Annotated in this window: 18 protein-coding genes and 2 pseudogenes; 15 read left to right on the top strand and 5 right to left on the bottom strand. The window is 71.1% G+C overall.

Annotation, left to right across the window (positions count from 1 at the left end):
- Nucleotides 1-137: 137 nt before the first annotated feature.
- Nucleotides 138-2,138, bottom strand: coding sequence for an acetate--CoA ligase (gene acs / locus ACFVYF_RS33090; RefSeq protein WP_389461386.1), 2,001 nt, complete (start codon nt 2,136-2,138; stop codon nt 138-140).
- Between the two features lie 183 nt (nt 2,139-2,321).
- Here acs and ACFVYF_RS33085 point away from each other — a divergent pair.
- Nucleotides 2,322-2,471, top strand: a pseudogene (locus ACFVYF_RS33085) (RNA polymerase subunit sigma); the annotation flags it as partial.
- A gap of 340 nt (nt 2,472-2,811) precedes the next feature.
- Here the strand turns inward: ACFVYF_RS33085 and ACFVYF_RS33080 are convergent.
- A complete protein-coding gene (locus tag ACFVYF_RS33080; protein WP_389461384.1) occupies nt 2,812-5,247 on the bottom strand; it encodes a bifunctional SulP family inorganic anion transporter/carbonic anhydrase in 2,436 nt (811 codons plus the stop codon).
- A gap of 337 nt (nt 5,248-5,584) precedes the next feature.
- Between ACFVYF_RS33080 and ACFVYF_RS33075 the strand changes: the two genes are divergently transcribed.
- Nucleotides 5,585-6,856, top strand: coding sequence for a hypothetical protein (locus ACFVYF_RS33075; RefSeq protein ID WP_389461382.1), 1,272 nt, complete (start codon nt 5,585-5,587; stop codon nt 6,854-6,856).
- 94 nt (nt 6,857-6,950) lie between these two features.
- Here the strand turns inward: ACFVYF_RS33075 and ACFVYF_RS33070 are convergent, their stop codons facing one another.
- Nucleotides 6,951-7,931 carry an ATP-binding protein gene (locus ACFVYF_RS33070; protein WP_389461380.1) on the bottom strand — a complete coding sequence of 327 codons (981 nt, stop codon included), beginning with the start codon at nt 7,929-7,931 and terminating at the stop codon, nt 6,951-6,953.
- A gap of 147 nt (nt 7,932-8,078) precedes the next feature.
- Between ACFVYF_RS33070 and ACFVYF_RS33065 the strand changes: the two genes are divergently transcribed.
- Complete coding sequence (locus tag ACFVYF_RS33065; RefSeq protein ID WP_389461379.1) at nt 8,079-8,903, top strand: oxidoreductase; 825 nt, start codon at nt 8,079-8,081, stop codon at nt 8,901-8,903.
- 402 nt (nt 8,904-9,305) lie between these two features.
- Here ACFVYF_RS33065 and ACFVYF_RS33060 read toward each other — a convergent pair whose 3' ends face one another.
- Nucleotides 9,306-10,139 carry an HAD family hydrolase gene (locus ACFVYF_RS33060; RefSeq protein WP_389461377.1) on the bottom strand — a complete coding sequence of 278 codons (834 nt, stop codon included), beginning with the start codon at nt 10,137-10,139 and terminating at the stop codon, nt 9,306-9,308.
- Nucleotides 10,140-10,712: 573 nt separating this feature from the next.
- Here ACFVYF_RS33060 and ssd point away from each other — a divergent pair.
- The 7 genes and pseudogenes from ssd to ACFVYF_RS33025 all read left to right on the top strand — a co-directional run.
- Nucleotides 10,713-11,807, top strand: coding sequence for a septum site-determining protein Ssd (gene ssd, locus ACFVYF_RS33055; protein ID WP_389461375.1), 1,095 nt, complete (start codon nt 10,713-10,715; stop codon nt 11,805-11,807).
- Nucleotides 11,804-13,189, top strand: coding sequence for a TadA family conjugal transfer-associated ATPase (locus tag ACFVYF_RS33050; protein ID WP_389461374.1), 1,386 nt, complete (start codon nt 11,804-11,806; stop codon nt 13,187-13,189). The genes ssd and ACFVYF_RS33050 overlap by 4 nt, the downstream gene beginning before the upstream one ends.
- Nucleotides 13,170-14,042: a type II secretion system F family protein gene (locus tag ACFVYF_RS33045; protein WP_389461372.1), complete on the top strand. Its 873-nt coding sequence runs from the start codon at nt 13,170-13,172 to the stop codon at nt 14,040-14,042. Before ACFVYF_RS33050 ends, ACFVYF_RS33045 begins: the two co-directional genes overlap by 20 nt.
- On the top strand, nt 14,039-14,812 hold the full coding sequence (locus ACFVYF_RS33040; protein WP_389461371.1) for a type II secretion system F family protein: 774 nt from the start codon (nt 14,039-14,041) through the stop codon (nt 14,810-14,812). The genes ACFVYF_RS33045 and ACFVYF_RS33040 overlap by 4 nt, the downstream gene beginning before the upstream one ends.
- 126 nt (nt 14,813-14,938) lie before the next feature.
- The gene (locus ACFVYF_RS33035) at nt 14,939-15,157 is read left to right on the top strand and encodes a DUF4244 domain-containing protein (RefSeq protein WP_389461369.1); all 219 of its coding nucleotides are present in this window, start codon (nt 14,939-14,941) and stop codon (nt 15,155-15,157) included.
- Between the two features lie 178 nt (nt 15,158-15,335).
- Nucleotides 15,336-15,677, top strand: coding sequence for a TadE family type IV pilus minor pilin (locus tag ACFVYF_RS33030; protein ID WP_389461415.1), 342 nt, complete (start codon nt 15,336-15,338; stop codon nt 15,675-15,677).
- Between the two features lie 263 nt (nt 15,678-15,940).
- Nucleotides 15,941-16,309, top strand: a pseudogene (locus ACFVYF_RS33025) (Rv3654c family TadE-like protein); the annotation flags it as partial.
- Between the two features lie 34 nt (nt 16,310-16,343).
- On the opposite strand, the gene ACFVYF_RS33020 reads toward ACFVYF_RS33025, so the two are convergent.
- On the bottom strand, nt 16,344-19,070 hold the full coding sequence (locus ACFVYF_RS33020; RefSeq protein WP_389461367.1) for a DEAD/DEAH box helicase: 2,727 nt from the start codon (nt 19,068-19,070) through the stop codon (nt 16,344-16,346).
- A gap of 80 nt (nt 19,071-19,150) precedes the next feature.
- Here ACFVYF_RS33020 and bldG point away from each other — a divergent pair, with 80 nt between their 5' ends.
- The 5 genes from bldG (at nt 19,151) to ACFVYF_RS32995 (ending at nt 25,641) form a co-directional block, all read left to right on the top strand.
- The gene (gene bldG / locus ACFVYF_RS33015) at nt 19,151-19,492 is read left to right on the top strand and encodes an anti-sigma factor antagonist BldG (protein WP_010986038.1); all 342 of its coding nucleotides are present in this window, start codon (nt 19,151-19,153) and stop codon (nt 19,490-19,492) included.
- Between the two features lie 130 nt (nt 19,493-19,622).
- Complete coding sequence (locus ACFVYF_RS33010) at nt 19,623-20,066, top strand: ATP-binding protein (RefSeq protein WP_389461365.1); 444 nt, start codon at nt 19,623-19,625, stop codon at nt 20,064-20,066.
- Between the two features lie 318 nt (nt 20,067-20,384).
- Complete coding sequence (locus tag ACFVYF_RS33005; protein ID WP_389461363.1) at nt 20,385-22,790, top strand: sodium-translocating pyrophosphatase; 2,406 nt, start codon at nt 20,385-20,387, stop codon at nt 22,788-22,790.
- Nucleotides 22,791-22,995: 205 nt separating this feature from the next.
- Entirely contained in the window at nt 22,996-23,601 is a 606-nt protein-coding gene (locus ACFVYF_RS33000; protein WP_389461361.1) for a small secreted protein, read from the top strand.
- A gap of 522 nt (nt 23,602-24,123) precedes the next feature.
- Nucleotides 24,124-25,641, top strand: a complete 1,518-nt coding sequence (locus ACFVYF_RS32995) for a methyltransferase (protein ID WP_389461359.1) — start codon at nt 24,124-24,126, stop codon at nt 25,639-25,641.
- Nucleotides 25,642-25,839 lie beyond the last annotated feature (198 nt).

The raw sequence follows: 25,839 nt of genomic DNA, 5'->3' as shown, positions 1-25,839 counted from the left end.
GCACCTTGGGTTACTTGTCGCGTCGTTGACGCGTTCCTCAGCTTACCCAAGGTGCCGCGGGGCGTATCCGGCGATCTTCACGTTAAGCGCAAAAAGGGCACCCGGCGCGTTTGCCGGGTGCCCCTGGGGGAGCGCTGTCAGTCCTCGCTCGGTGCCGCGGGGAGCTTCTCCTGGATCAGGTCCATGACCGTGGAGTCGGTGAGCGTGGTGACGTCACCGAGCTCCCGGTTCTCCGCGACGTCCCGCAGCAGACGGCGCATGATCTTCCCGGAGCGGGTCTTCGGCAGCTCCGCCACCGGCAGGATCCGCTTGGGCTTGGCGATCGGCCCGAGCGCGCTGCTCACGTGGTTGCGCAGGCCGGCCACGAGCCCCTCGTCCTCGGCGGAGGCCGTACCGCGCAGGATCACGAACGCGACGATCGCCTGCCCGGTGGTCTCGTCCGCCGCGCCCACGACCGCCGCCTCGGCGACGGAGGGGTGCGAGACGAGCGCCGACTCGACCTCGGTCGTCGAGATGTTGTGCCCGGACACGAGCATCACGTCGTCGACCCGGCCGAGCAGCCAGATGTCCCCGTCCTCGTCCTTCTTGGCGCCGTCCCCGGCGAAGTACTTGCCCTCGAAGCGCGACCAGTACGTGTCGAGGAACCGCTGGTCGTCGCCCCAGATGGTGCGCAGCATCGACGGCCACGGCTCGGTGAGCACGAGATAACCGCCGCCGCCGTTCGGGACCTCGTTCGCCTCGTCGTCGACGACGGTCGCCGAGATGCCCGGCAGGGCCCGCTGGGCGGAGCCCGGCTTGGTCTCGGTGACCCCCGGCAGCGGCGAGATCATCATCGCGCCGGTCTCGGTCTGCCACCAGGTGTCGACGATCGGGGTGCGGTCGCCGCCGATGTGCTTGCGGTACCAGATCCAGGCCTCGGGGTTGATCGGTTCGCCCACCGAACCCAGCACCCGCAGGCTGCTGAGGTCGAACTTCGCGGGGATGTCGTCGCCCCACTTCATGAACGTACGGATCGCGGTCGGGGCGGTGTAGAGGATCGTCACCCCGTACTTCTGGACGATCTCCCAGAATCGGCCCTGGTGCGGGGTGTCCGGCGTGCCCTCGTACATGACCTGCGTCGCGCCGTTCGAGAGCGGCCCGTAGGTGATGTACGAGTGGCCCGTGACCCAGCCGATGTCGGCCGTGCACCAGTAGACGTCGGTCTCCGGCTTGAGGTCGAAGACGGCGTGGTGCGTGTAGGACGCCTGGGTGAGGTAGCCGCCGGAGGTGTGCAGGATGCCCTTGGGCTTACCCGTCGTACCGGACGTGTAGAGGATGAACAGCGGGTGCTCCGCGTCGAAGGCCTCGGGCGTGTGCTCCGGCGACTGCTTCGCGGTGATCTCGTGCCACCAGACGTCCCGGCCCTCGGTCCAGGCGACCTCCTGGCCCGTACGGCGCACGACGAGCACCTTCTCGACGGCGTCCGTACGGCTGACGGCGTCGTCGACGGCCGGCTTGAGCGCCGACGGCTTGCCGCGCCGGTAGCCGCCGTCGGAGGTGATGACGAGCTTGGCGTCCGCGTCGGCGATCCGGGCCGCGATCGCGTCGGCCGAGAACCCGCCGAAGACGACCGAGTGCGCGGCGCCGATCCGGGCGCACGCGAGCATCGCGACGACCGCCTCGGGGATCATCGGCAGATATACGGCGACCCGGTCGCCCTTCTCGACTCCCAGCTCCGTCAGGGCGTTGGCGGCCCTCGACACCTCGTCCTTGAGCTCGGCGTAGGTGATCGCGCGGCTGTCGCCGGGCTCGCCCTCGAAGTGGATGGCGACCCGGTCGCCGTGACCGGCCTCCACATGACGGTCGACGCAGTTGTACGCGACGTTGAGCTTGCCGTCCTTGAACCACTTGGCGAACGGCGGGTTCGACCAGTCCAGGGTCTCGGTGGGCTCGGTGGCCCAGGTCAGCCGACGGGCCTGCTCGGCCCAGAAGCCGAGCCTGTCAGCCTTGGCCTGCTCATACGCCTCCGCCGTGACATTGGCGTTCGCGGCCAGGTCGGCGGGCGGCGCGAACCTGCGCTCCTCGCGCAACAGGTTGGCCAGGCTTTCGTTGCTCACGACATCTCCCTTTCCCAGGGTGTCCGTTGTGTCCCAGACCACAGCTCATCAGACCGGGGGGCACGATGACAAGGGCCGTCCTGAAAATGGTTTAGACCTGTGGGGCGGGTCACGAGGCGCCCCCCTATTGGCACGGACAGGACGGCTGCGGGGTTCACTCGGTAACGCTTCCGGCTTCTCGGCCCAAGAACAGGCGAAGTGCCCTTGGAGCGAAGGAGACACCGAGTGGACCGGGTGGAACGAATACGGGGCGGGCCCGCCGCGGCGGCACGTGACCCTCAGCTCTTCGAAGAGTTCTACCGGCGTCATGTGGACGCCGTGACCCGTTTCGCGGCCCGGCGTGTCGACGATCCGCACACGGCCGCGGACCTGACTCGCTCGGAGGAGACGACGTTGCGTGCGACGCCGTACAGCCAGGCCGTCTCACCGCCGAGCGCGGGCCGGTAGGCGTGCGCGGAGTCGAGGACGGCCATGAAGATCTCGGCATGCCTGCTGGGTACCAGGTGATGAGCATGACGATCTACGGCGTCCGGGGCCCTGTCGAGCCCTGCCAACCGGTGAAGTCGTCCCCGCACGATCCGGTCCCCTCGCCGACGGGCAAGGGCCCCCGGTTCACCCCTTCCTGAGCGCCCCGTGACCGGTGTGCGGCCGACCCCGATCGGACCGCACACCGGCCGTTGGACGCCCCCGGTCCAGGCCGCCGATGAGTCATCGTTCACGCGGGATTGCGCAGGTCCTCCGCCGTCCCCACATGCGCGAACACCACGGCTGACTCGGGCGGGTTGGCGCCGGAGGTGACATCGGTACCCGGGCCGGCGTCGGCATTGGCCTCGGCGTCGGCCAGCAGATACGCCTGGGCCTCGCCCACGTGGAAGTACATCCCCTGCAGTTCGAGCGCGCCCTCCCGCAGCGCGCGGGCCACGGAGTCGTGCGCCCGCAGATGCTCCAACTGCTGCACCACGTTGGTCAGACACAGCTGCTCCACCGCGTCGGCGGGCGCCCGTCCGGCGAGCCGGGGAAAGGGGCGGTCGGCGGTCGCCATCCGCTCCAGGCTCGGCAGCCCGTGCCGCAGCCACCGCTTGAGCGGCGTCTGCGCCCCGCCGGGTTCGGAGTTCAACAGGGCCCCCATGGCCCCGCACCCCGAGTGCCCGCACACCGTGATCGACCGCACCTTCAGTACCTCGACCGCGTACTCGATCGCGGCGGCCACCGAGTCGTCCCCGCTCTCCTCGCCGGGCGGTGGCACCAGATTGCCCACATTGCGCACGACGAAGAGATCGCCGGGACCACTGGACGTGATCATCGACGTCACGAGCCGGGAGTCGGCGCAGGTCAGGAAGAGCTGCGACGGCCGCTGCCCCTCGCGGGCGAGACGGGCCAGCTCACCGCGCACCAGCGGCGCGGTGTTGCGCTGGAACGCGCTGATACCGCGCGCCAGTTGGTGCCCGCTCCGCCGGGCGGAACCGGCGTCTTCCGCCGGCTCTCCCGGGTGGGCGTCGGCGTGCGTGGGCCCCGGACTGGTGGTGGGCTCGCAGCCGTGGTTGCGCCAGGGCGTCCAGGGGCGGCACCGGCAGTGGGAGGCGCCCGGGAACTCGGCGGCGATCCGGGCTCCGGTCCGGCGGCCGGTGAACTCGACCGAGCCGCCCTGCGCGAGGTGCGCGTTCTGCCAGTCCTGCAACGACTCGTACGCCGCGTGGTCCATGAACGAACCGTCCAGCTCCACGACGGCCTGGACTCCTTGCGGCACCAGATGCAGCGCGCGGCTGAGCCTGGGCACCGCGAGGAACGTCAACTGCCCTCGTACGCGTACGTAATGGATTCCTTCCGTCTCTTCGTGCGTGATGCGGGTGCGGGCGAGGCGGTGCAGGGCGACGCCGACCGCCACGGCGACCCCCAGCGTCACGCCCTCCAGGACGCCGAAGAACACGACACCGGCGATGGTGGCGGCGTACACCAGGGCCTCGCGGTGGCGGGTGACCGTGCGGATGTGGTGCAGGGAGACCATCTGGATGCCGACGGCCATCACCAGGGCGGCGAGCGAGGCGAGCGGGATCAGCTCCAGGACGGGGACCATCAGGAGCGCGGCGGCTACTACCCAAACGCCGTGCAGCATCGTGGAGTTCCGGCTGACGGCGCCGGCGTGCACATTCGCCGAACTGCGCACGGCGACTCCGGCGACCGGCAGCCCGCCGAGCGCCCCGGACACGATGTTGGCGGCGCCCTGGCCGAGGAGCTCGCGGTCGAGGTCCGAACGGCCCACGCGCGCCTGCACGTCCGGCCGCCGCGCTGCCACGAGCTTGTCCACGGCGACCGCGCCGAGCAGCGACTGAACGCTGCACACCAGCGTGACGGTGAGGACGGCGGCGGCGACGCCGAGCACCGGCCCCTCGGGCAGCCCGGCCAGCGCGTGGCTGCTCCAGGACGGCAGGTCGACCATGGGGAGGGTCAGTCCGGCGAGCGCGGTGGTCGCGGTGGCTCCGGCGACGGCGACGAGCGCGGCCGGGACCTTGCGCAGGACCCCACCGACCCGGCCGGGAATCCGCGGCCAGGCCAGCAGCAGCGTCAGCGTCAGCACGCTCATCGCCACGGCGCCGGGGTGCAGGTGGGCCAACTGGGCGGGCAGCGCGCGGAGGTTGGCGGGGACGGAGCTCTGCGGTGTGCCGCCGAGCACGATGTGCAGCTGTGCGACGGCGATGGTCACCCCGATGCCGGCCAGCATGCCGTGTACGACGGCGGGGCTGACGGCGAGCGCCGTACGGGCCACGCGCAGGCAGCCCAGGCCGATTTGGGTCAGGCCGGCGAGGACGGTGATGGCACACGTCGTACGCCATCCGTAGCGGTGGATCAGCTCGGCGGTGACCACCGTGAGGCCGGCGGCGGGGCCGCTCACCTGGAGCGCGGAGCCGCCGAGACGTCCGGCGACGAGCCCGCCGACGGCTGCGGCGACCAGGCCCGCCTGGAGCGGCGCCCCGGTGGCGAGGGCGATGCCCAGGGACAGGGGCAGTGCGATCAGGAAGACCGCCACGGAGGCCGACAGGTCGGCGCCCGCGATACGGAATCGGCGCGGGGGCGCCGGCGGGGGGCTGTGGGGCTGATGGATGCGCGCGGGCCGAGTCGAGTCGGCGGCGCGGGTGGGGACGCAGGCAGACATGTTCCCGTCTCCTCCGGGGCAGCGCGGTCGCGGAACAGGTGGTCCCCCGCTCGGTGGCGGAGGGCGGGTCGCGGCCGTGGGTCACGGCGTGCAGCGGCGGGATATTTCAACGTTCGGTAAATGGATCGTAATGCAAAGTAAAGGGCGAGTGCGGGCAATGACCGCAAATGGGTCAGTAAATCACTCGCAAGGGTGAATCGGAAATTTCATCGGCTTGTCATACAAATTCCTTCCCGGGGTCCATGCGACCTTGACGGCGCTGTCGGCATGTCCCTGCACATCACCCGACAACGCCCTAAGCAGCGTTGCCTGACTGAAGGAAGAAGGTGGGCGGAAGATGGCCGCCACCCAGAGGATCGCCGCGGGCGTCGCGCTCGCCGCGGCCTGCGCCACGGCACTCGCCGGTTGCGCGACCGGCACCACCGGTTCCACAGAAGGCGCGCACGGCGCGAAGAAGGCTCCCGGCGCCCCGGCACCCAAGAGCGCGGTCCGTCTGATCGGCGACGGCTCCACCGCGTACACCGGAGCGCAGCCCCATCTGCCCAGAGCGGAGCGCCTGAAGCCGGGTCAGAAGCCGCCGCAGTTCGTGGTGTTCTCCTGGGACGGCGCCGGCGAGGACAGCCAGAAGCTCTTCTCGCACTTCCGCAAGGTCTCCAAGGAAAACAACGCGACGATGACGTACTTCCTCAGCGGCGTGTACATGCTGCCGGAGGAGAAGGCCGACCTCTACAAGCCCCCGCAGCACTCACCGGGACGCTCGGAGATCGGCTTCAACGACGAGCGGGGCATCAAGGAGACCGTGAAGCAGCTGCGCCTGGCGTGGCTGGAGGGCAACGAGGTCGGGACCCACTTCAACGGCCACTTCTGCGGCAGCGGCGGCGGTGTCGGCGAGTGGTCGGTCGAGGACTGGAAGAGCGAGATCGCCCAGGCGAAGTCGTTCGTGAAGTCCTGGAAGACCAACACCGGGATGAAGAAGGCGTCACCCCTGCCCTTCGACTACGACAAGGAGCTGATCGGCGCCCGCACGCCCTGCCTCGAGGGGCAGAAGAACTTCATGAAGGCCGCCCGGGAACTCGGCTTCCGCTACGACACCAGCGGCGTCAACGACCAGCTCTGGCCCAAGAAGAAGGAGGGGCTGTGGGATCTGTCGATGCAGCTCGTGCCCTTCCGCGGACACGCCTACGAGCAGCTCACCATGGACTACAACTTCATGGTCAACCAGTCCGGCACCGCGACGCAGGGCGACCCCGACAAGCAGGAGTACTGGGGCGACGAGATGCGTGACAGTCTCCTCGACGGCTTCAAGCGCGCCTACGACGGCAACCGCGCGCCGCTGATCATCGGCAACCACTTCGAGTCCTGGAACGGCGGCACCTATATGCGCGCCCTCGACGAGGTCATCGAGAAGGTGTGCAACAAGTCCGAGGTCCGCTGCGTCTCCTTCCGCCAGCTCGCCGACTGGCTCGACGCGCAGGACCCGGGGACCCTCGAGAAGATGCGCTCGCTCAAGGTCGGTGAGGCGCCGAAGGGGGGCTGGGCGTCCTTCCTGTCGGGCCGCCCGGCCCCGGCCCCGAAGGGCGTCCCCGGCGCCCCGGCGGTCAAGCAGTAGCCCGCGTTCCTCGGGAGGCGGCTACCAGGGGCTTCCGTACGGGGCCGGCCGCTCACGAGGCGGCCATCCGAGGCTCCCGCACGGGGCCGGCCGCTCACGAGGTGGCCATCAGGCCCTCGCCGATGACGAAGCCGGGGTCGACCTGCGCGGCCAGGTCGACCCCGGTTTTCGCGTTGCCCCAGGAGTCCGCGTTCTTCAGGTGGAAGTGCACCGTCTGGCGGGTGTAGCGCTCCCAGTCGCGCTGCTCGTACGTGGCGTCGGCGGCCTCCCGCAGGGTGCTCAGCGCCTGCTGGTTGACGTCCTCCAGGAGCTCGAACCGGGGCGGGCGGCCCTTCTCCATGGCGCGCACCCAGTCCGAGTGCCCGGCCGTCACCAGCAGATCGTCACCGACTTCGGCGCGGAGGAAGTCGATGTCGTCCTGGCCCTGCACCTTGTTGCCGACGACCTTCAGGGTGACGCCGAAGTCGCGGGCGTACTCCTTGTACTGGCGATAGACGGAGACTCCCTTCCGGGTCGGCTCGGCGACGAGGAACGTGATGTCGAAGCGGGTGAACATGCCGGAGGCGAAGGAGTCCGAGCCGGCCGTCATGTCGACCACCACGTACTCACCGGGGCCGTCGACCAGGTGGTTGAGGCACAGCTCCACCGCTCCCGTCTTGGAGTGGTAGCACGCGACCCCGAGGTCGGCTTCGGTGAAGGGGCCGGTGACCATCAAACGGACGGTGCCGTTGTCGAGTTCCACCGGCCGTGCGCAGGCGTCGTACACCGGGTTGTCCTCGGACACCCGCAGCAGCCGGGATCCCTCACCGGGCGGCGTCGTCTTGATCATCGCGTCGGCGGACGTGATCCGCGGGTTGGAACCGCGCAGGTAGTCCTTGATCAGCGGCAGCCGGCTGCCCATCGAGGGCAGCGCGGCGGCCACCTCCTCGTCGAGGCCGAGCGCGGCTCCCAGGTGCTGGTTGATGTCGGCGTCCACCGCGATCACGGGGGCGCCGGTCGCCGCGAGGTGGCGGACGAAGAGCGAGGACAGGGTGGTCTTGCCGCTGCCGCCCTTCCCAACGAAAGCAATTTTCATGTTCAGGAAGATAGTGCGGACACGGTGTCCCCGCGCGCGTGGTCGGGGAGAAATCCACTCCTTCGTGGGGTGGGCCCGGCAAAGCGGGTGCGGAGCCCGACGAGGGGTGAAGGCCAGGTGAACGGGCGGGCGCGTAGGGTCGTACTCATGAGTACGACAGGCGCGACCGCAGATCCGCTCGCGGCCCTGGGCACGCTGCCAGGCGTGGCCGGGTCCGTGGAATCCGTGCGCAAGGCCGTGGACCGGGTCTACGGGCACCGGATCATGCGCCGTCGCAGTAACGAGATCACGTCCGAGGCGGCGCTGCGCGGGGCGCGCGGTTCCGCGGCGCTGTCGGGTGCCGACTGGGCGCTGGAAGAGGTGCGCCGGCGCGCGGACTTCAGCGCGGACGACGAGGCCCGGACGGTCGGCGCGGCCCTGCGGCTGACCGCCGAGGCCGGCCAACTCCTGTCCATCTGGCGGCAGTCACCCCTGCGGGTGCTGGCGCGGCTGCATCTGGTGGCCGCCGCCGACAACGGGGACGCGGTCGGGCGCCCGCGCCAGGACGGCGAGCCGGTCGACGAACCGCTCGTCGAGCTGCCGCTGCCGGACGCGAACGAGGTCGCCGGCCGCCTCGAAGGTCTCTCCCGGCTGATCATCGCCGGCGGTTCCGCCCCCGCACTGGTGACCGCCGCCGTCGTCCACGGGGAGCTGCTCGCGCTGCGGCCCTTCGGCTCGCACAACGGCCTGGTCGCGCGCGCCGCCGAGCGCATCGTCCTGATCGGCAGCGGTCTGGACCCGAAGTCCGTCTGCCCGGCCGAGGTCGGCCACGGGGAACTCGGCCGCGCCGCTTATGTGGCGGCCCTGGACGGCTATGCCTCCGGCACCCCGGAGGGCATGGCGGCCTGGATCACCCACTGCGGCAAGGCGACGGAACTGGGCGCGCGCGAGTCGACGGCGGTGTGCGAGGCGCTGCAGCGCGGAGCCGCGTAAGACGCGGAATCGCCCTCTCCGTAGAGGGCGAAAAACTCACTGAACAGGGTTGCGGCGGTACGAATTCTCGTACCGCCGCTGGCATGTTCACCCGGTTACCATGCGTCCTCGAAATATTGCCCATCAGGTCGGGAACTGTGGCCCGTCACCTGGTGCGGCTGGCCCGTAATCGACGGGTCGACGTCGCGTGGGTGCCTGGTGTTCATGCTCGGTCCGTGGGGCCTGGTTGCGTTTAAAGGTGATCCTCTCGGATGTCCTTGGTCTCGCGGGCCGTTAACCCCTTTGTACTCCGGGTCCGCAGGAAGCGGAAGCCCTCGTAGTACTTCTTTACTTTTACCTTCAAACAGGTGTGAATCGGGCGCAGTTATGGACGGTGGAATGCGTCCACGCGTGCGTGGGGAATCACATCGCCGTCGCTCGCCGCCGGCTCGCGTACCAGACGAGCCCCGCCGTGGCCGCCGCCGCGCCGACTGCGGCCGCCGCGATGAGCGCCGGACGGGACGGCGCCGACAGCCCGGGCAGCCGCTGCTTCAGCCGGACGGGACGGTGGAAGTCCAGGATCGGCCAGCCCCGGGCGATCGCCTCGCGGCGCAGCGCGCGGTCCGGGTTCACCGCATGGGGGTGGCCGACGCACTCCAGCATGGGGACATCGGTCGCCGAATCGCTGTAGGCGTAGCTGCGATCGAGGTCGTACCCCTCCGACGCGGCCAGCTCCTTCACCGCCTCGGCCTTCGTCGGCCCATAGGCGTAGTACTCCACTTCCCCCGTGAAGCAGCCGTCGTCGCCCACGACCATCCGAGTCGCCACGACCCGGTCCGCGCCGAGCAGTTCGCCGATCGGCTCGACCACCTCGGCCCCGGACGTCGAGACGATCACGACGTCGCGGCCGGCGCTGTGGTGCTCCTCGATGAGGGAGGCGGCCTCGTCGTAGATGATCGGGTCGATCAGGGCGTGCAGGGTCTCGGCGACGATCTCCTTGACCTGCTGGACGTTCCACCCCCGGCACAGCGCGGACAGGTACTGGCGCATCCGCTCCATCTGGTCGTGGTCGGCGCCGCCCGCCAGGAACACGAACTGGGCATATGCGGTACGCAGTACGGCTCTGCGGTTGATCAGTCCGCCCTGGTAGAACGACTTGCTGAACGTGAGCGTGCTCGACTTCGCAATGACCGTCTTGTCCAGGTCAAAGAAGGCAGCTGTGCGGGGCAAGGAGTGGTTTTCCACGAGCCTGAGCATAGGCGCCCACCATTCGGCGTAGTGTGTGGCGCGTGGGTTTGCCTGAGAGGGCTCTCGGGTACACCATGGAAGTCACGGATCGTTCGCGACCGTGCTAACCCGGTCTGGCTCCTCCCCCCCCGAGTCGGACCGTGGGGACGACCCCCGCTCTCCCCCCCGGCGGGGGTCGTCGCATGTCCGGGTGCGTTTCTCCCCGACTCTCAGGACCCTCTGAGCGGCCGCGTGCCGCCTTCGTTCCCTCGCGCCGCGCGCCGTGATCCATCACTCTGTGTAGCTGTGGCGCTGCTCTGTGGAAGTCGCACACGGGCCACCGGTATGGGTGAAGGCGATATTCACAACCACTGAGTTGTCCACAGTTATCGACCAAGATCCACACGATTTTCCGGATCGCTGCACCGTGATTCCAGCGCGTCCCGCAGCCGGCAAGTTCCATGGCCGGTTCCGTTTGTCGGACGCGTTTGGCCGGTTCGTATCGGCCGTTCATATGGAGACCGGTTGCCGGTGCTTCACATGAGCGGCAATCGCGGGGTCGTCGGGGCCCCGCTGACGCAGCAGTGAAGGGGGCTGGAGATCGTGGCGGGAGCCATCACACACGGCCGTACGCCCACCGCCGACGGGCGGCAGGGCGGACCGTTGATCGTCACCGAGGACGCCGAGCTGTTGGACGACCTGCTGCGCCTGTGCGCGGCGGCGGGCGCCAGAGCGGAAGTCCATCCCGGGGTGCCGGAGCGCGGAGGTGGCTGGGAATCGGCCCCGCTCGTCCTCGTCGGCGACGACGCGGCGCGCCGGGTGCGCGGCGCCAGGCGCAGAAGGGGAGTGGTGCTGGTTGGGCGGGATCAGGACGATTCCGGCGTCTGGCAGCGAGCCGTCGAGATCGGCGCCGACCACGTCCTGATGCTGCCCGACGGGGAGCGGTGGCTGGTCGACCGCATCGCCGACGTGGCCGAAGGCGCCGGCCGGCCCGCGCTCACCGTCGGCGTGATCGGCGGCCGCGGTGGCGCCGGGGCGTCCACGCTGGCCTGCGCCCTCGCCGTGACGTCGGCGCGCCAGGGCCGGCGCACCCTGCTCGTCGACGCGGACCCACTGGGCGGCGGACTCGACGTCCTCCTGGGCGGTGAGACGGCGGAGGGCCTGCGCTGGCCCGCGTTCGCCGCCTCGCGCGGCCGGGTCGGCGGCGGCGCCCTGGAGGAGTCACTCCCCGAGCTGCACGCGCTGCGGGTCCTCAGCTGGGACCGCGGCGACTCGGTCACCGTTCCCGCCCCGGCGGTCCGGGCCGTCCTGGCCGCGGCCCGACGGCGCGGAGGTGCGGTCGTCGTCGACCTGCCGCGCCGGATCGACGAGGGCGTCGCCGAGGCACTCGCCCAGGTCGACCTCGGCGTGCTGGTGGTCCCGGCCGAGCTGCGCGCCATCGCATCCGCGGGACGGGTGGCGTCGGTGTTCGGCATGGTGCTGCGCGATCTGCGCGTAGCGGTGCGCGGTCCGTACGCCCCTGGGCTCGACGACCGCGAGGTGGCCCGGCTGCTCGGGCTCCCGCTGGTCGGTGAAGTGCCCTCCGAGCCCCAGCGGTTGGACGAGGGTCTCCCGCCGGGAGGCGCGGCGCGCGGACCGCTCGCCCGCTTCTGTACCGCCTTCTGGGAGCGGGTTCCGGTCGAGGGGGCGGGCGTATGAGCTGGGACCCGGGATCGGACGGGGGCTCCGGCGGCTTGGACCGGGGGTTCGGCGGCTCGGGCCGGGGGCCCGGCGGGCGCACCGGCTCGTATACGGGGACGGGCCCGGCTTCGGAGGCGGGTACGGACCTACTGGACGGTGTGCGGCAGTGGCTCGCCGAGAGCGGTGCCGAGCCGACACCCGCGCGAGTGGCGCAGGCGTTGCGTGAACAGGGGCGGGTGCTCGGCGACACCGAAGTGCTGGGCGCGGCCGAGTCGTTGCGTTCCGAGCTGGTCGGCAGCGGCCCCCTGGACCCGTTGCTCGCCGACCCGTCGGTGACCGATGTCCTGGTGTCGGCGCCGGACCGGGTGTGGGTGGACCGGGGCGGCGGCCTGGAGCTGACCACCGTCTCCTTTCGGGACGCGGCGGCGGTACGACGTCTTGCGCAGCGGCTGGCGGCCGTGGCCGGCAGACGGCTGGACGACGCCCGGCCCTGGGTGGACGCCCGGCTTCCGGACGGCACCCGGCTGCACGCCGTGCTGCCACCGGTCGCGGTCGGCTCCACGTGCCTCTCGCTGCGCGTCGTACGGCCGAGAGCATTCACGCTCGACGAGCTGATGGCCGCGGGGACGGTCCCGCCGGGCGGGGACCGGGTGTTGCGGGCGTTGCTGGATGCCCGGCTGTCCTTCCTCATCAGCGGAGGCACGGGCACCGGTAAGACGACGCTTTTGAGTGCGCTGCTGGGTCTGGTCGGCCCCGGCGAGCGGATCGTGCTCGCCGAGGACTCGGCCGAGCTGCGGCCCGAGCACCCGCACGTGGTCCGTCTGGAGGGGCGGCCCGCGAACCAGGAGGGTGTCGGGCTGGTCGAGTTGCGGGACCTGGTGCGCCAGGCCCTGCGCATGAGACCGGACCGGCTGGTGGTCGGAGAGGTCCGGGGGCCTGAGGTCGTGTCCCTGCTGGCCGCCTTGAACACCGGCCATGAAGGCGGCTGCGGGACGGTCCACGCGAACGCGGCGGCGCAGGTCCCGGCCCGGCTGGAGGCCCTGGGTACGGCCGCGGGGCTCGACCGGGCCGCCCTGCACAGCCAGTTGGCCGCCGCGCTCTCCGTGGTCCTGCATCTCGTACGGGACCGGGCCGGGCGGCGGCGGATCGCCGAGGTGCATGTGCTGGAGCGGGATCCGTCAGGGCTGGTGGTGACGGTGCCCGCGCTGCGCTGGGGCGCGGAGGCGTTCGCGTACGAGCGGGGATGGGAGCGGTTGCGGGGGCTGCTCCGGTCCGGGATCGAAGGGAGCGGGGGGAGCGAGGGGAGCGCGAGGCCGAGGGGCCGCGACGGCGGGGTGGAGTTGAGGGGCGGACGAGTTGTGGACGGGGACGGGGGCCGGGATGACTACGGCGATCGGTGAGATGTCGGTGGGGGCGGCCATGGCGTGTGCGGGAGCGGCGGCCTGGTTGATGGGCGGCCGGGACACGGCGGCGTGGCGGGCTCGGCTGCTGTGCGCGGGTGGCGAGGTGCTGGAGAACGGGCCCTCGCCGTGGGAGCGGGCCGTCGCAGGCGTACGGCGGCTGCGGGGACGGCTGCGGGCCGAATGGTGGTCCGCAGTCGCCGGGTTGGTGATCGCGGTGCTGGGCGCGTCCGTACTGCCTCTGCTGGCCGGCGCTCTCGGCGTGCCTCTGCTGGGGCGCGTGCGACGGGCCGGCGAGGAAAGGCGGAAGCGGCAGCGGCGGGGCGATGCGGTCATCGCACTGTGCGGGGCGCTCGCGGGCGAGGTCCGCGCCGGGCGGCAGCCGGGCGAGGCGCTGCTCCGCGCGGCACGTGACTCGGGCGGGCTCGGTGAGGCGCAGGCAGCGGTGCTGGCGGCGGCGCGGTTCGGCGGGGAGGTGCCCGGAGCTCTCTCCGGCGCGGCCCGGCAACCGGGCGCCGACGGGCTGTCGGGACTCGCAGCGTGCTGGCGAGTGGCGGTGGACCGTGGCGCCGGCCTGGCGGCCGGTCTCGACCGGCTGGAGGAGGCGCTGCGAGCCGAGCGGGACCAACGTGCCGATCTGCGCGCCCAGTTGGCCGGCGCCCGGTCCACGGCCGTGATGCTGGCCGGACTGCCGGTACTGGGCCTCCTGCTGGGCACGGCGCTCGGCGCCGATCCACTGCACGTGCTGCTGCACACCGCCCCGGGCTTGGGATGTCTGCTGGTGGGCGCGGTGCTGGAAGGCGTGGGGCTGTGGTGGGCACTGAGGATCGTACGAGGAGCGGAGGCGGTGTGAGCGCGGAAGTTGTCCACAGGCTGGGGGTTGCGGTGTGCGTGGCGGCGGCTGTCTGGTGGCTGGTCGGCGCGGTCGGACGTGAGCGGAGGGTGCGCCGGAGAGTGGCCACGGTGCTGCTTCTGGAGGCGGCTCCGGCGCGACGGCGATTCCAGGCGGGGGGTGCGGTCCGGCGATGGCTGCCGGTGGCCGGGGTGGTGTGCGCCGGCTGGGTGTTGGCCGGCGGGCTTGCCGGCCTTGTGGTCGGGCTGGTCGCCGGCTTCGGAGCCTGGCGCTGGAGATCGCGCCGGGGAGACGGGCCGGCTGAGGAGTACGAGGTGGCACTGGCGGCACGCCAACTCCCGCTGTCCGCGGATCTGCTGGCGGCCTGCATCGCGGCCGGGGCGAGTCCCGTGGCGGCGGCCCAAGCGGTGGGCGAGGCGCTGCGTGGACCCGTGGGGGAGCGGCTGGCGCAGGGTGCGGCAGAGGTCCGTCTCGGGGGTGAACCGGCCGAAGCGTGGCGCAAGTTGGCCGTCCTCCCGGGTGCGGGTTCGCTGGCCCGGCTTCTGGAACGGGCGGACGAGTCGGGCGTTCCGGCAGCCGGCCCTGTCGCCCGGCTCGCCGCCGAGGCACGCGCCGAGTGGGGCCGAACAGCCACCGCGCGTGCACGCCGGGCAGGGGTCATGGTGACCGCGCCGGTCGGGCTGTGCTTTCTGCCCGCGTTCATCGCGGTCGGAGTGCTGCCTGTGGTGATCGGGCTGGCGGAAGGGGTGCTGGGAGGGGGTGGCGGCTGACGAGACGGCGAACGCCCGGGTGGTGGCGTACGGGGAAGTGCGAGCGAGTGATCAACAGTGTTTTTGACCAGCGATGAGTGATCCCTGGCGATCGGGCCAACGGATCTGGACCTTACGGGGGTTGAGATGAGCAAGGCAGTACGAGCAGGGGTGTCCTTCCTGGCGAGCAGGGTGCGTCGGGCGCGGGCGGTACGGAGGGATGCGGGGATGGTCACCTCCGAGTACGCGATGGGGGTCATCGCGGCGGTGGCATTCGCCGCGGCGCTCTACAAGGTGCTGTCCAGCGGTCAGGTCAGCGCGGAGTTGCAGGGCATCGTGGGGCGGGCACTCGATGTCCGGATGTGACGGGGGCGGTGACGGGTGTGGAGCTTCCCGGGGCGGACGGGTTGTGCTGTGGCTGCCCGCGCGTGGGGGTGTGGGGCGCTCGACGTCAGGCTGTGACGGTGGGCGTTCGTTGCCCGGAAGCGGACGTGAGCGTGGGCGCAGGCGTCGGTGGGGCCCGGGGGCTGGGCGTCGGCGGGATCTGGACCGGGGGTTCGTGACGGCGGAGGCGGCGGTGGTGCTGCCCGCCCTCGTGCTCTTCGCGATGGCCCTCGTCTGGGCGCTGCTCGCCGCGTCCGCGCAGATCCAGTGCGTGGACGCGGCACGGGCCGGGGCACGGGCGGCGGCCCGGCAGGATCCCCCGGACGCGGTGGTGGCCGTGGCCCGCCAGGCGGCGCCGAGCGGAGCGCGCGTGACGGTGAGTCGTGACGGGGACCTGGTGCATGTGGCGGTCGTGGCACACCCGCCCGGTCCGGACGGCCTCACCCTCGAACTGCGCCACGAGGCCGTGGCGTTGGCCGAGGAGACGGTGGGGGCGGGGTGATGAGGAGAGGGCGACCTGGCACCGAGACCGGTGACGGGCTGGATACCGGCGGCGGTGTCGCCGGAGGCTCCGGAAGCGGCGCCGACAGTGCGTCCGGTGTCGACACGGCACGCGGCACCGGCGCCGGTAAAGCTCGCGGCACCGGCGTCGGCAAAGCTCCTGGCATTGGCGTCGGCAATCCCCCCGGCACTGGCGTCGGTAAAGCCCCCGGCGCCGGCAATCCCCCCGGCCCCGGCGTCGGCAAGAGCACCCGCCTCAACGCGTCGGACCGAGGTTCGGCCACCGTCTGGGTGGTGTGCGCGATCGCGGCGTTGTGCGTGGTCTTCGGTGCCGTACTGGCCATGGGGCAGGCCGTCGTGACCCGGCATCGCGCGGCGGGCGCCGCCGACCTCGCCGCGCTGGCGGCCGCGGATCACTGGACGGGCGCTGCGGCGGCCTGCGCCGAGGCGGAGCGGGTGGCGCGGGCCCAGGGCGCCCGGCTCGCCCGGTGTGCGACCGAGGGCGAGATCTCGGACGTCACGGCGGCATCGGGCCGGGGGCCTTTCGCCGCCGAGGTCAGGTCGAGAGCGGGCCCTGCGGGTCCGGCCCAGCCGAGGGCTGCGGGTCCGGGCCAACCGGGGCCTGCGGGCTAACCGGGCCCTGCGGGTCCGGGCCAGCAGAACCCTGTTAGGCCGAACCACCCGAACCCTGCTGGTCCGGGTCAACCGAGTCCTCCGCGTCCGGCCCAGCCGAGCTCTCAGGGTCACCCGAACCTTGCGCGTCCTGCCCAGCCGAGCTATCAGGGTCACCCGAACCCTGCGCGTCCTGCCCAGCCGAGCTATCAGGGTCAGCTGAGCTCTCAAGGTCACCCGAGCCCTCAGGCTCACCCGAGCCCTCAGGCTCACCCGAGTCCTCAGGCTCACCCGAGCCCTCTGGGCTCAACTGCTCCCCCGCCCCCTCTCCCGGCTTCGGTGCCCCCTGGAGCAGCACCGTGAGCAACCGGACGGCACCCCGCTTGTGCAGCGGATCGTTGCCGTTGCCGCACTTGGGGGACTGGATGCAGGACGGGCAGCCGGCGTCGCATTCGCAGGAGGCGATGGCCTGCCGGGTGGCGGTGAGCCATTCGCGGGCGGTGTGGAAGGCGCGCTCCGCGAAGCCCGCGCCGCCCGGGTGGCCGTCGTACACGAAGACCGTGGGGAGGAGGGTGTCCGGGTGCAGCGGGACGGAGACACCTCCGATGTCCCAGCGGTCGCAGGTGGCGAACAGCGGGAGCATGCCGATCGAGGCGTGTTCGGCGGCGTGCAGGGCGCCGCCGAGGATCTCCGGGTTCACCCGGGCCGCGTCCAGTTGGTCCTCGGTGACGGTCCACCACACGGCGCGGGTGCGGAGCGTACGAGGAGGGAGGTCGAGTTTGGTCTCACCGAGCACCTCGCCGGTGATGAGTCTGCGGCGCAGGAAGGAGACGACCTGGTTGGTGACCTCGACGGAGCCGTAGCACAACCGGCCCTCGCCCCAGGGGACTTCGACGTCCGTTTCCAGGACGGAGATGGCGGTCGTGTCGCGGGCGACCGTCGAGTACGGCGGGGCGGCCTCCTCGACCAGGGCGACGGAGTCCTCCAGGTCCAGCTTGCGCACCAGGTACGTACGGCCCTGGTGGAGGTGGACCGCGCCCTCGTGCACCGCGGTGTGCGCGGCGCCCGCGTCGACCGTGCCGAGCAGCCGTCCGGTGCCGGACTCGACGACCTGGATCGGGGTGCCGCCACCGCCGCGGATGTCGGCGAGGTCCGCGGCCCGCTCCCGGCGCGTCCAGTGCCATGCCGAGGTCCGGCGGCGCAGCAGCTTCGCGGCTTCCAGTTGCGGCAGCAGTTCCGCGGTGGCCGGGCCGAAGAGCTTCAGGTCGTCGTCCGTGAGCGGGAGTTCGGCGGCGGCCGCGCAGAGGTGGGGTGCGAGGACGTACGGATTGTCAGGGTCGAGGACGGTGGACTCGACCGGCTGGTCGAAGAGGGCCTCGGGGTGGTGGACGAGGAAGGTGTCCAGTGGGTCGTCGCGGGCGATCATGATCGCCAGGGCGCCCTGTCCGGAACGGCCTGCCCGGCCGGCCTGCTGCCACAGCGAGGCGCGGGTGCCGGGGTAGCCGGCGATGAGGACGGCGTCCAGTCCGGAGACGTCGACGCCGAGTTCGAGGGCGGTGGTGGCGGCGAGGGCGAGGAGTTCGCCGGAGTGGAGGGCGCGTTCGAGGGCGCGGCGTTCCTCCGGGAGGTAGCCGCCGCGATAGGCCGCGACACGCCGGGCGAGGGAGCGGTCGATCTCGGCGAGCCGTTCCTGGGTGATCACCGCGATCAGCTCGGCGCCGCGCCGGGAGCGTACGAACGCGACGGACCGTACGCCCTGAAGGGTCAGGTCGGTGAGGAGGTCGGCGGTCTCGGCGGTGGCGGTACGCCGGACGGGGGCGCCCTTCTCGCCGTGCAGGTCGGTGAGCGGGGGCTCCCACAGGGCGAAGACGAGCTCGCCGCGCGGGGAGGCGTCGTCGACCACCTCCACGACCCGCAGTCCGGTCAGCCGGCCGGCGGCGACGGAGGGCTCGGCGGCGGTCGCGGAGGCCAGCAGGAAGACGGGGGAGGAGCCGTAGCGGGCACAGAGGCGGCGCAGGCGGCGCAGCACCTGGGCGACATGGGAGCCGAAGACACCCCGGTAGGTGTGGCACTCGTCGATGACGACGTAGCGCAGGGAGCGCAGGAAGGAGGCCCAGCGGGCGTGCGAGGGCAGTATCCCGCGGTGGAGCATGTCGGGGTTGGTCAGCACGTAGTTGGCGTACTGGCGCACCCATTCACGTTCCTCGACCGGCGTGTCGCCGTCGTAGACGGCGGGGCGTACGGCATGGCCGAGGGGTTGTGAAAGTTCCTTCACGGATCGGCGCTGGTCGGCGGCGAGGGCCTTGGTCGGGGCGAGGTAGAGGGCGGTGGCGCCACGGCCGTTCGCGGCTTCGGAGCCGTCGAGGAGCGCCGACAGGACCGGGGCGAGGTAGGCCAGGGACTTGCCGGAGGCCGTGCCCGTGGCGACGATCACCGACTCGCCGTCCAGGGCGTGCTCGGCGGCCCGTGCCTGGTGGGCCCAGGGATGTTCGATACCGCAGGCCTGCACCGCCGCGATGACCTCCGGACGGATCCGGTCGGGCCAGAGGGCATGCCGACCCGCACGTGGGGGCAAGTGCTCCGTATGAGTGATGCGCGAAGCCCGGCTCGGCCCCGAGGCGAGCCGGTCCAGGACCGTGCCCGGCGAGGGGCGGGAAGCGGTGTCCGCCGAGGATCCATCGGATCGGTGATTCTTGGCCATCGGGTCCGAGTGTGTCACTGGCGTGACGGACAATGGAGCCAAGGCGTCGTGCACGCCTGCTGGTAAGTGATTGAATGCCATCGCGGCTGGCGAACCGTCCCGGGGGCTCTGCCGAGGTGTCCCTTCGGGCGACCGCTCGATAGCAAGGTGCTGGAGGATCCGTGGACCTGTCCCTGTCGACCCGTACCGTCGGCGATCGTACGGTCGTCGAGGTCGGTGGCGAAATCGATGTATATACCGCGCCCAAGCTGCGCGAGCAGCTGGTCGAGCTGGTGAACGACGGCAATTTCCATCTTGTCGTCGACATGGAAGGTGTGGACTTCCTCGACTCCACCGGGCTCGGCGTGCTGGTTGGCGGCCTGAAGCGGGTGCGTGCCCATGAGGGCTCGCTGCGTCTGGTCTGCAACCAGGAGCGCATTCTGAAGATCTTCCGCATCACCGGACTCACCAAGGTGTTCCCGATCCACACCTCGGTCGAGGAAGCGGTGGCGGCCACCGACTGACCCGTCCGACGGGCCGCGAAGCCACCGGACGGCAGAAGTCGCGCGCCCAGGACGGCAGAAGCAAGGACGGGGGACCGGGTCTCGGCGGCCCGGCCCCCTGACAGCACGCCCGTAGTTCTTAGGGGGATGCATGGCCACCGTTGAACTCCGCTTCAGCGCGCTGCCCGAGCACGTCAGGACCGCCCGACTGGTGGCGGCAGCGGTTGCGCGCAGGGCCGGAGTGGACGAGGCCGTACTCGACGAAGTCAGACTCGCCGTGGGCGAGGCCTGTACTCGTGCCGTCGGGCTGCATCAGAGCGGCGGCATCTCGGCGCCGGTTCATGTGTCGCTGATCGAGGAGGAGAAGCAGTTCTCCATCGAGGTCGGTGACGAGGCGCCGCGGACTGCTCCCGGAGACAAGGTGCCGGGCGCCCGCGGTGCGAGCGACGAACCGGACGCGGAGACCGAGGAGGACGAGATGGGCCTCGCGGTCATCAGCGGCCTCGTCGACGACGTGGAGGTGACCGCCGGCGAGCACGGCGGACTGATCAGGATGAGCTGGCCGACCACGCCGCCCGGCCCGCCTCTTCCCTGACCCTCCCGTCGTACCCCCTGGAGAACCCAAGCGAAGTACCCGTAGTGCCTCAAGGGCCCTGCTCAGCAGGGCCCTTTTGCGTGCGCGGCGCCCGCTCCCGGCCTTTTCGTGAAATGATTCACGATCAATCACGCGATTATTCGATCAAGCGTCAACGCTTTTAGGGCATTACCGCTTTCGGGTTCCGTGTGTACTGGCCGATCATTTGCTGTAGAGCATGTGAAGGCCAATTCCGCTTACCGCCATCTGTTTTGATCAGGTTCCGGTACCTACAATCCGTCCACATCTTGAGCTCAGCACAGGCGTCAAGGAGGACGAATGGCGGGGCTTTCTACCCCTCATCAGTTTGACCACCCCTCAACCCTCGCGGCCGCGGTACTGACCGACGACAACCGGCTCATCGTGATGGTGATCGGGATCGTCGCGCTCGCGGCGCTCGTGGTCGCCGGGATCCTGGTGCGCCAGGTTCTCGCGGCCGGCGAGGGCACCGACAGCATGAAGAAGATCGCGACGGCGATCCAGGAGGGCGCGAATGCCTACCTGGGGCGGCAGATGCGCACCCTCGGAGTTTTCGCCGTCGTGGTGTTCTTCCTGCTCATGCTGCTGCCCGCGGACGACTGGAATCAGCGTGCCGGCCGATCGATCTTCTTCTTGATCGGTGCGGTGTTCTCGGCGACCACCGGCTATATCGGCATGTGGCTCGCCGTACGCAGCAATGTCCGCGTGGCCGCCGCGGCACGGGAAGCGACCCCGGCGGAAGGTGAGCCCGAAAAGGATCTCACCGCCGTCTCGCACAAAGCCATGAAGATCGCTTTCCGCACGGGCGGCGTCGTCGGCATGTTCACGGTGGGGCTCGGTCTGCTGGGCGCCTCGTGTGTGGTGCTGGTGTACGCGGCCGACGCACCGAAGGTCCTGGAGGGCTTCGGCCTCGGTGCCGCGCTGATCGCGATGTTCATGCGTGTCGGCGGCGGCATCTTCACCAAGGCCGCCGACGTCGGCGCCGACCTGGTCGGCAAGGTCGAGCAGGGCATTCCGGAGGACGATCCGCGCAATGCCGCGACCATCGCCGACAACGTGGGCGACAACGTCGGCGACTGCGCCGGTATGGCCGCCGACCTCTTCGAGTCGTACGCGGTGACACTCGTCGCCGCGCTGATCCTCGGCAAGGCGGCGTTCGGTGACTCCGGGCTCGCGTTCCCGCTGATCGTGCCGGCCATCGGCGTACTCACGGCGATGGTCGGCATCTTCGCGGTGGCGCCCCGGCGCTCCGACCGCAGTGGGATGTCCGCGATCAACCGCGGGTTCTTCATCTCCGCGGTGATCTCACTGGTCCTGGTGGCCGTGGCCGTCTACGTCTATCTGCCGTCCACGTACGGCGACCTCGACGGCGTCACCGACAAGGCCATCGCCGGCAACGACGGCGACCCGCGGGTCCTCGCGCTCATCGCGGTCGCCATCGGCATCGTGCTCGCCGCGCTGATCCAGCAGCTGACGGGCTACTTCACCGAGACCACTCGCCGTCCCGTCCGGGACATCGGCAAGAGTTCGCTCACCGGCGCGGCCACCGTCGTCCTCGCCGGTATCTCCATCGGTCTCGAATCGGCCGTCTACACCGCCCTGTTGATCGGTCTCGGCGTGTACGGGGCGTTCCTGCTCGGCGGTACGTCGATCATGCTGGCGCTCTTCGCGGTGGCGCTGGCCGGCACCGGACTGCTCACCACGGTCGGCGTCATCGTCGCCATGGACACCTTCGGGCCGGTCTCCGACAACGCGCAGGGCATCGCCGAGATGTCCGGTGACGTCGAGGGCGCGGGCGCGCAGGTGCTCACCGACCTGGACGCCGTGGGCAACACCACCAAGGCCATCACCAAGGGCATCGCCATCGCCACCGCCGTACTCGCGGCGTCGGCGCTCTTCGGGTCGTACCGCGACGCGATCTTCACGGCCGCTGACGACGTGGGCGAGAAGGTCTCCGGCGCGGGCGCGCCGCTGAACCTGATGATGGACATCTCGCAGCCCAACAACCTGGTGGGTCTCATCGCGGGCGCCGCGGTCGTCTTCCTCTTCTCGGGGCTGGCGATCAACGCGGTGTCTCGGTCCGCCGGGGCCGTGGTCTACGAGGTGCGGCGGCAGTTCCGCGAGCACCCCGGGATCATGGACTACAGCGAGAAGCCGGAGTACGGGCGCGTCGTCGACATCTGCACCAAGGACGCGTTGCGCGAGCTGGCCACTCCCGGTCTGCTCGCCGTGCTCACCCCGATCGCGATCGGTTTCACGCTCGGGGTCGGCGCGCTCGGGTCGTTCCTCGCGGGCGCCATCGGCACCGGCACGCTGATGGCGGTCTTCCTCGCCAACTCCGGCGGTGCGTGGGACAACGCGAAGAAACTCGTCGAGGACGGTCACCACGGGGGCAAGGGCAGCGAGGCCCATGCCGCGACGGTGATCGGCGACACGGTCGGCGACCCGTTCAAGGACACCGCCGGTCCCGCGATCAACCCGCTGCTGAAGGTGATGAACCTGGTGGCGCTGCTGATCGCGCCCGCGGTCGTCAAGTTCTCCTACGGCGACGACAAGAGCGTGGGCATGCGCGTCCTCATCGCGGTGCTCTCGCTGCTCGTGATCGTGGTGGCGGTGTACGTCTCCAAGCGGCGCGGTATCGCCGTGGGTGACGAAGACAACTCGGAGAGGGTGGCCAAGTCAGCTGATCCTGCGGTGGTTTCGTAGCTCACGGGACTTCATCGCTGGTCGGGATACCGGCCAACAGGCGGGCGGGCGGCGCGCATTGACGTGCCGCCCGCCCGTCCGTGTGTGTGCACGCCCTCTCCGTGAGCCTTCTCTCTCTGGTGCAAATGGCTGCAATAACGCATAAAGCGGACGTTGGACACGGGGTTGTCGCCCACTTGGCGTGTATGTTCCGGGGCCGAGAGCCATGGAAGGGACCAATCCGGTGAACAAGAAGCTCGCGGCCGCTGTGTCCGGCGGTGCGGTACTGGTGATGGCGCTGTCGGGATGCAGCAGCGACAGCGGCAACAACGACAAGCTGAACTCCTGGGCCAAGCAGGTCTGCGACGCGGTGCAGCCGCAGGCGCAGAAGATCGAGGCCGCCAACGCCGCGATCCAGAAGGAGACCTCGGACAACAGCACGCCGGCCGCCGTCCAGTCGACCGACTCCAAGGCCTTCCAGGACATGTCCGACGCCTACAAGGCGATCGGCGGGGCCGTCGACAAGGCCGGGGCCCCGGACGTCGAGAACGGCAAGAAGAAGCAGACGGACGCGGTCAACGAACTCAACGGCATCTCCTCGTCGTATGCCGGCCTGAAGAAGCAGGTCGACGGGCTCGACACCAAGGACCAGGCGAAGTTCGCCGACGGTCTCAAGGGCATCGCCACCCAGCTCGACAAGCTGAGCAAGAGCGGGAACGACGCGTTGAAGAAGCTCGAGGAGGGAGACGTGGGCAAGGCGATGGCGAAGCAGGAGAGCTGCAAGTCCGCGTCCGCTTCGACGGGGGCTGGGGCTGGGGCCACCAAGGGGTGAGGTTCGGTTTGGGGGCCCTCCGCGGGGTCCCGGGTCCCTGGGCGCCGGGGGTGGATCCAGGGCTCCCTGGGCGCACCTGACGGCGCCTGGGCGCGCCGCTTCGGGGTGTGGGGTGCGGGGTGCGTGGGGCGCGAGGCCGGCCTCGGGGCGCGAGCGTGCTCGACGTGCGCCCGGCGTGTGCCGCGTGCGGTGCGCCCTGCCCGTGGCGAGTGCGCTGCGCTTGCGCGCGGTGCGCCTGGCGTGAGGTGCGTGTGGTGCGCCCGGCGTGAGGTACGTGCGATGCGCTTGGGCGCGGTGTGTCCGGCGTGAGGTGCATGTGGTGCGCCCGGCGTGAGGTACGTGCGCTGCGGTTGGGCGCGGTGCGCCTGGCGTGAGGTGCGTGTCGTGCGCCCGGCGTGGGGTGTGTGCGATGCGCTTGGGCGCGGTGCGCCCGGCGTGAGGTGCGTGTCGTGCGGTGATCGTCGCTGTCCGCGCTCGGGCGGCCCGACGGCCCGGTGACGCGTTGCGGGTGACAATGGACGGGTGAGTCACAGCAGCCTGCCCCCGTTGCCCTCGTCCGATCGTCCCGAAGCTGCCGCGCGGCTGCGTGAGGCCCTGCTCGGGGCCTCCTTCACCGTCGACGGGATGCTCGACCTGCTCGGCGCTCCCGCGTACGCGGCGCTGGCGCGGAGCGAGACCGTTCCCGCGCTCCGGGCGACCCGCGGGGACACGCCGCTGGAGACGCTCGTACGGCTCTTCCTGTTGCAGCAGCCCGTGCCCCACGCGCGCGTGGCCGACGTACTGCCCGTCGCCGGCTGTCTGGACAGCGGGTGGCTGACCGCGGTCGGCGGGGACGAGGTGGCCGCGACCGTGGATGTCAGGCCGTACGGCGGGACGGACGGCGAGGACTGGTTCATCGTGTCCGACCTGGGGTGCGCGGTCGGTGGCGCCGGCGGGATCGGCAGCCGGGACGAAGGCGTCGTACTCGGTGTGGGCGGGGCCTCGACGACGCTCGCCGGCATCACCGTGCGGACGCCCGTCGCCTCCGCGCTCGACCTCGGCACCGGCTCCGGGATCCAGGCGCTGCACGCCGCGCAGCACGCCACGCGCGTGACGGCGACCGACCTCAATCCCCGTGCCCTGGAGATGACAGCGCTCACCCTCGCGCTCTCCGGTGCGCCGCGGGCCGATCTGCGGGAGGGCTCCCTCTTCGAGCCGGTGGGCGAGGAGACGTACGACCTGATCGTCTCGAACCCGCCCTTCGTGATCTCTCCCGGCGCCCGGCTCACGTACCGGGACGGCGGGATGGGCGGGGACGATCTGTGCCGCACGCTCGTTCAGCAGGCGGGGGAACGGCTGAACGACGGGGGGTACGCGCAGTTCCTCGCCAACTGGCAGCACGTGGAAGGGGAGGACTGGCAGGACCGCCTCCGGTCCTGGGTGCCGCGCGGGTGTGATGCGTGGATCGTGCAGCGTGAGGTGCAGGACGTCACGCAGTACGCGGAGTTGTGGCTGCGCGACGCGGGCGACCACCGCAACGATCCGGCCGAGTACCAGGCGCGGTACGACGCCTGGCTCGACGAGTTCGAGGCGCGCAAGGTGCGGGCGGTCGGCTTCGGGTGGATCACGCTGCGCAAGGCGGCGGCCGCGCAGCCCTCGATCACGGTCGAGGAGTGGCCCCACTCCGTGGAACAGCCGCTCGGCGACGCCGTGCGCACGCACTTCGAGCGCGTCGACTATCTGCGTGCCCACGACGACGCGGCGCTGCTCGCGGGGCACTTCAAGCTGGTGGCCGAGGTCGTGCAGGAGCAGGTCGGGCTGCCCGGAGCGGAGGACCCGGAGCACGTGGTGCTGCGCCAGCACCGCGGGATGCGCCGGGCCACCAAGGTGGACACCGTCGGCGCGGGCTTCGCGGGCGTGTGCGACGGCACGCTGAGCGCGGGGCGCATTCTCGACGCCATCGCCCAACTGGTCGGCGAGGATCCGGTATTGCTGCGCGACCGGACGCCGGCGCAGATCCGGCTCCTGGTGGAGCAGGGGTTCATCGAGCCGACCGGGTGACGCGCGGTTGCCTCGCCGTCCGGTGAGGCGTGCGGTCGTCCGTCCCCGGCTACGTGACCCCGCCCGCAGCCGGCGACGTATTCGCGTCGAGTCGGTCACCCCCACGGCGCGCCCGGCGCCCGGCCGGACCACGTGCCGGGCCCCGAACCGCCCCCGCCGGAACGACAGATTCGCCACAGTCCGGCGGACGCCTTGCCG

This window comes from Streptomyces sp. NPDC058274 (assembly GCF_042881375.1).
Classification (GTDB): Bacteria; Actinomycetota; Actinomycetes; order Streptomycetales; family Streptomycetaceae; genus Streptomyces.
Note: the sequence above shows the minus strand (reverse complement) of the source record. Positions and strands in the feature narration are given on the sequence as shown.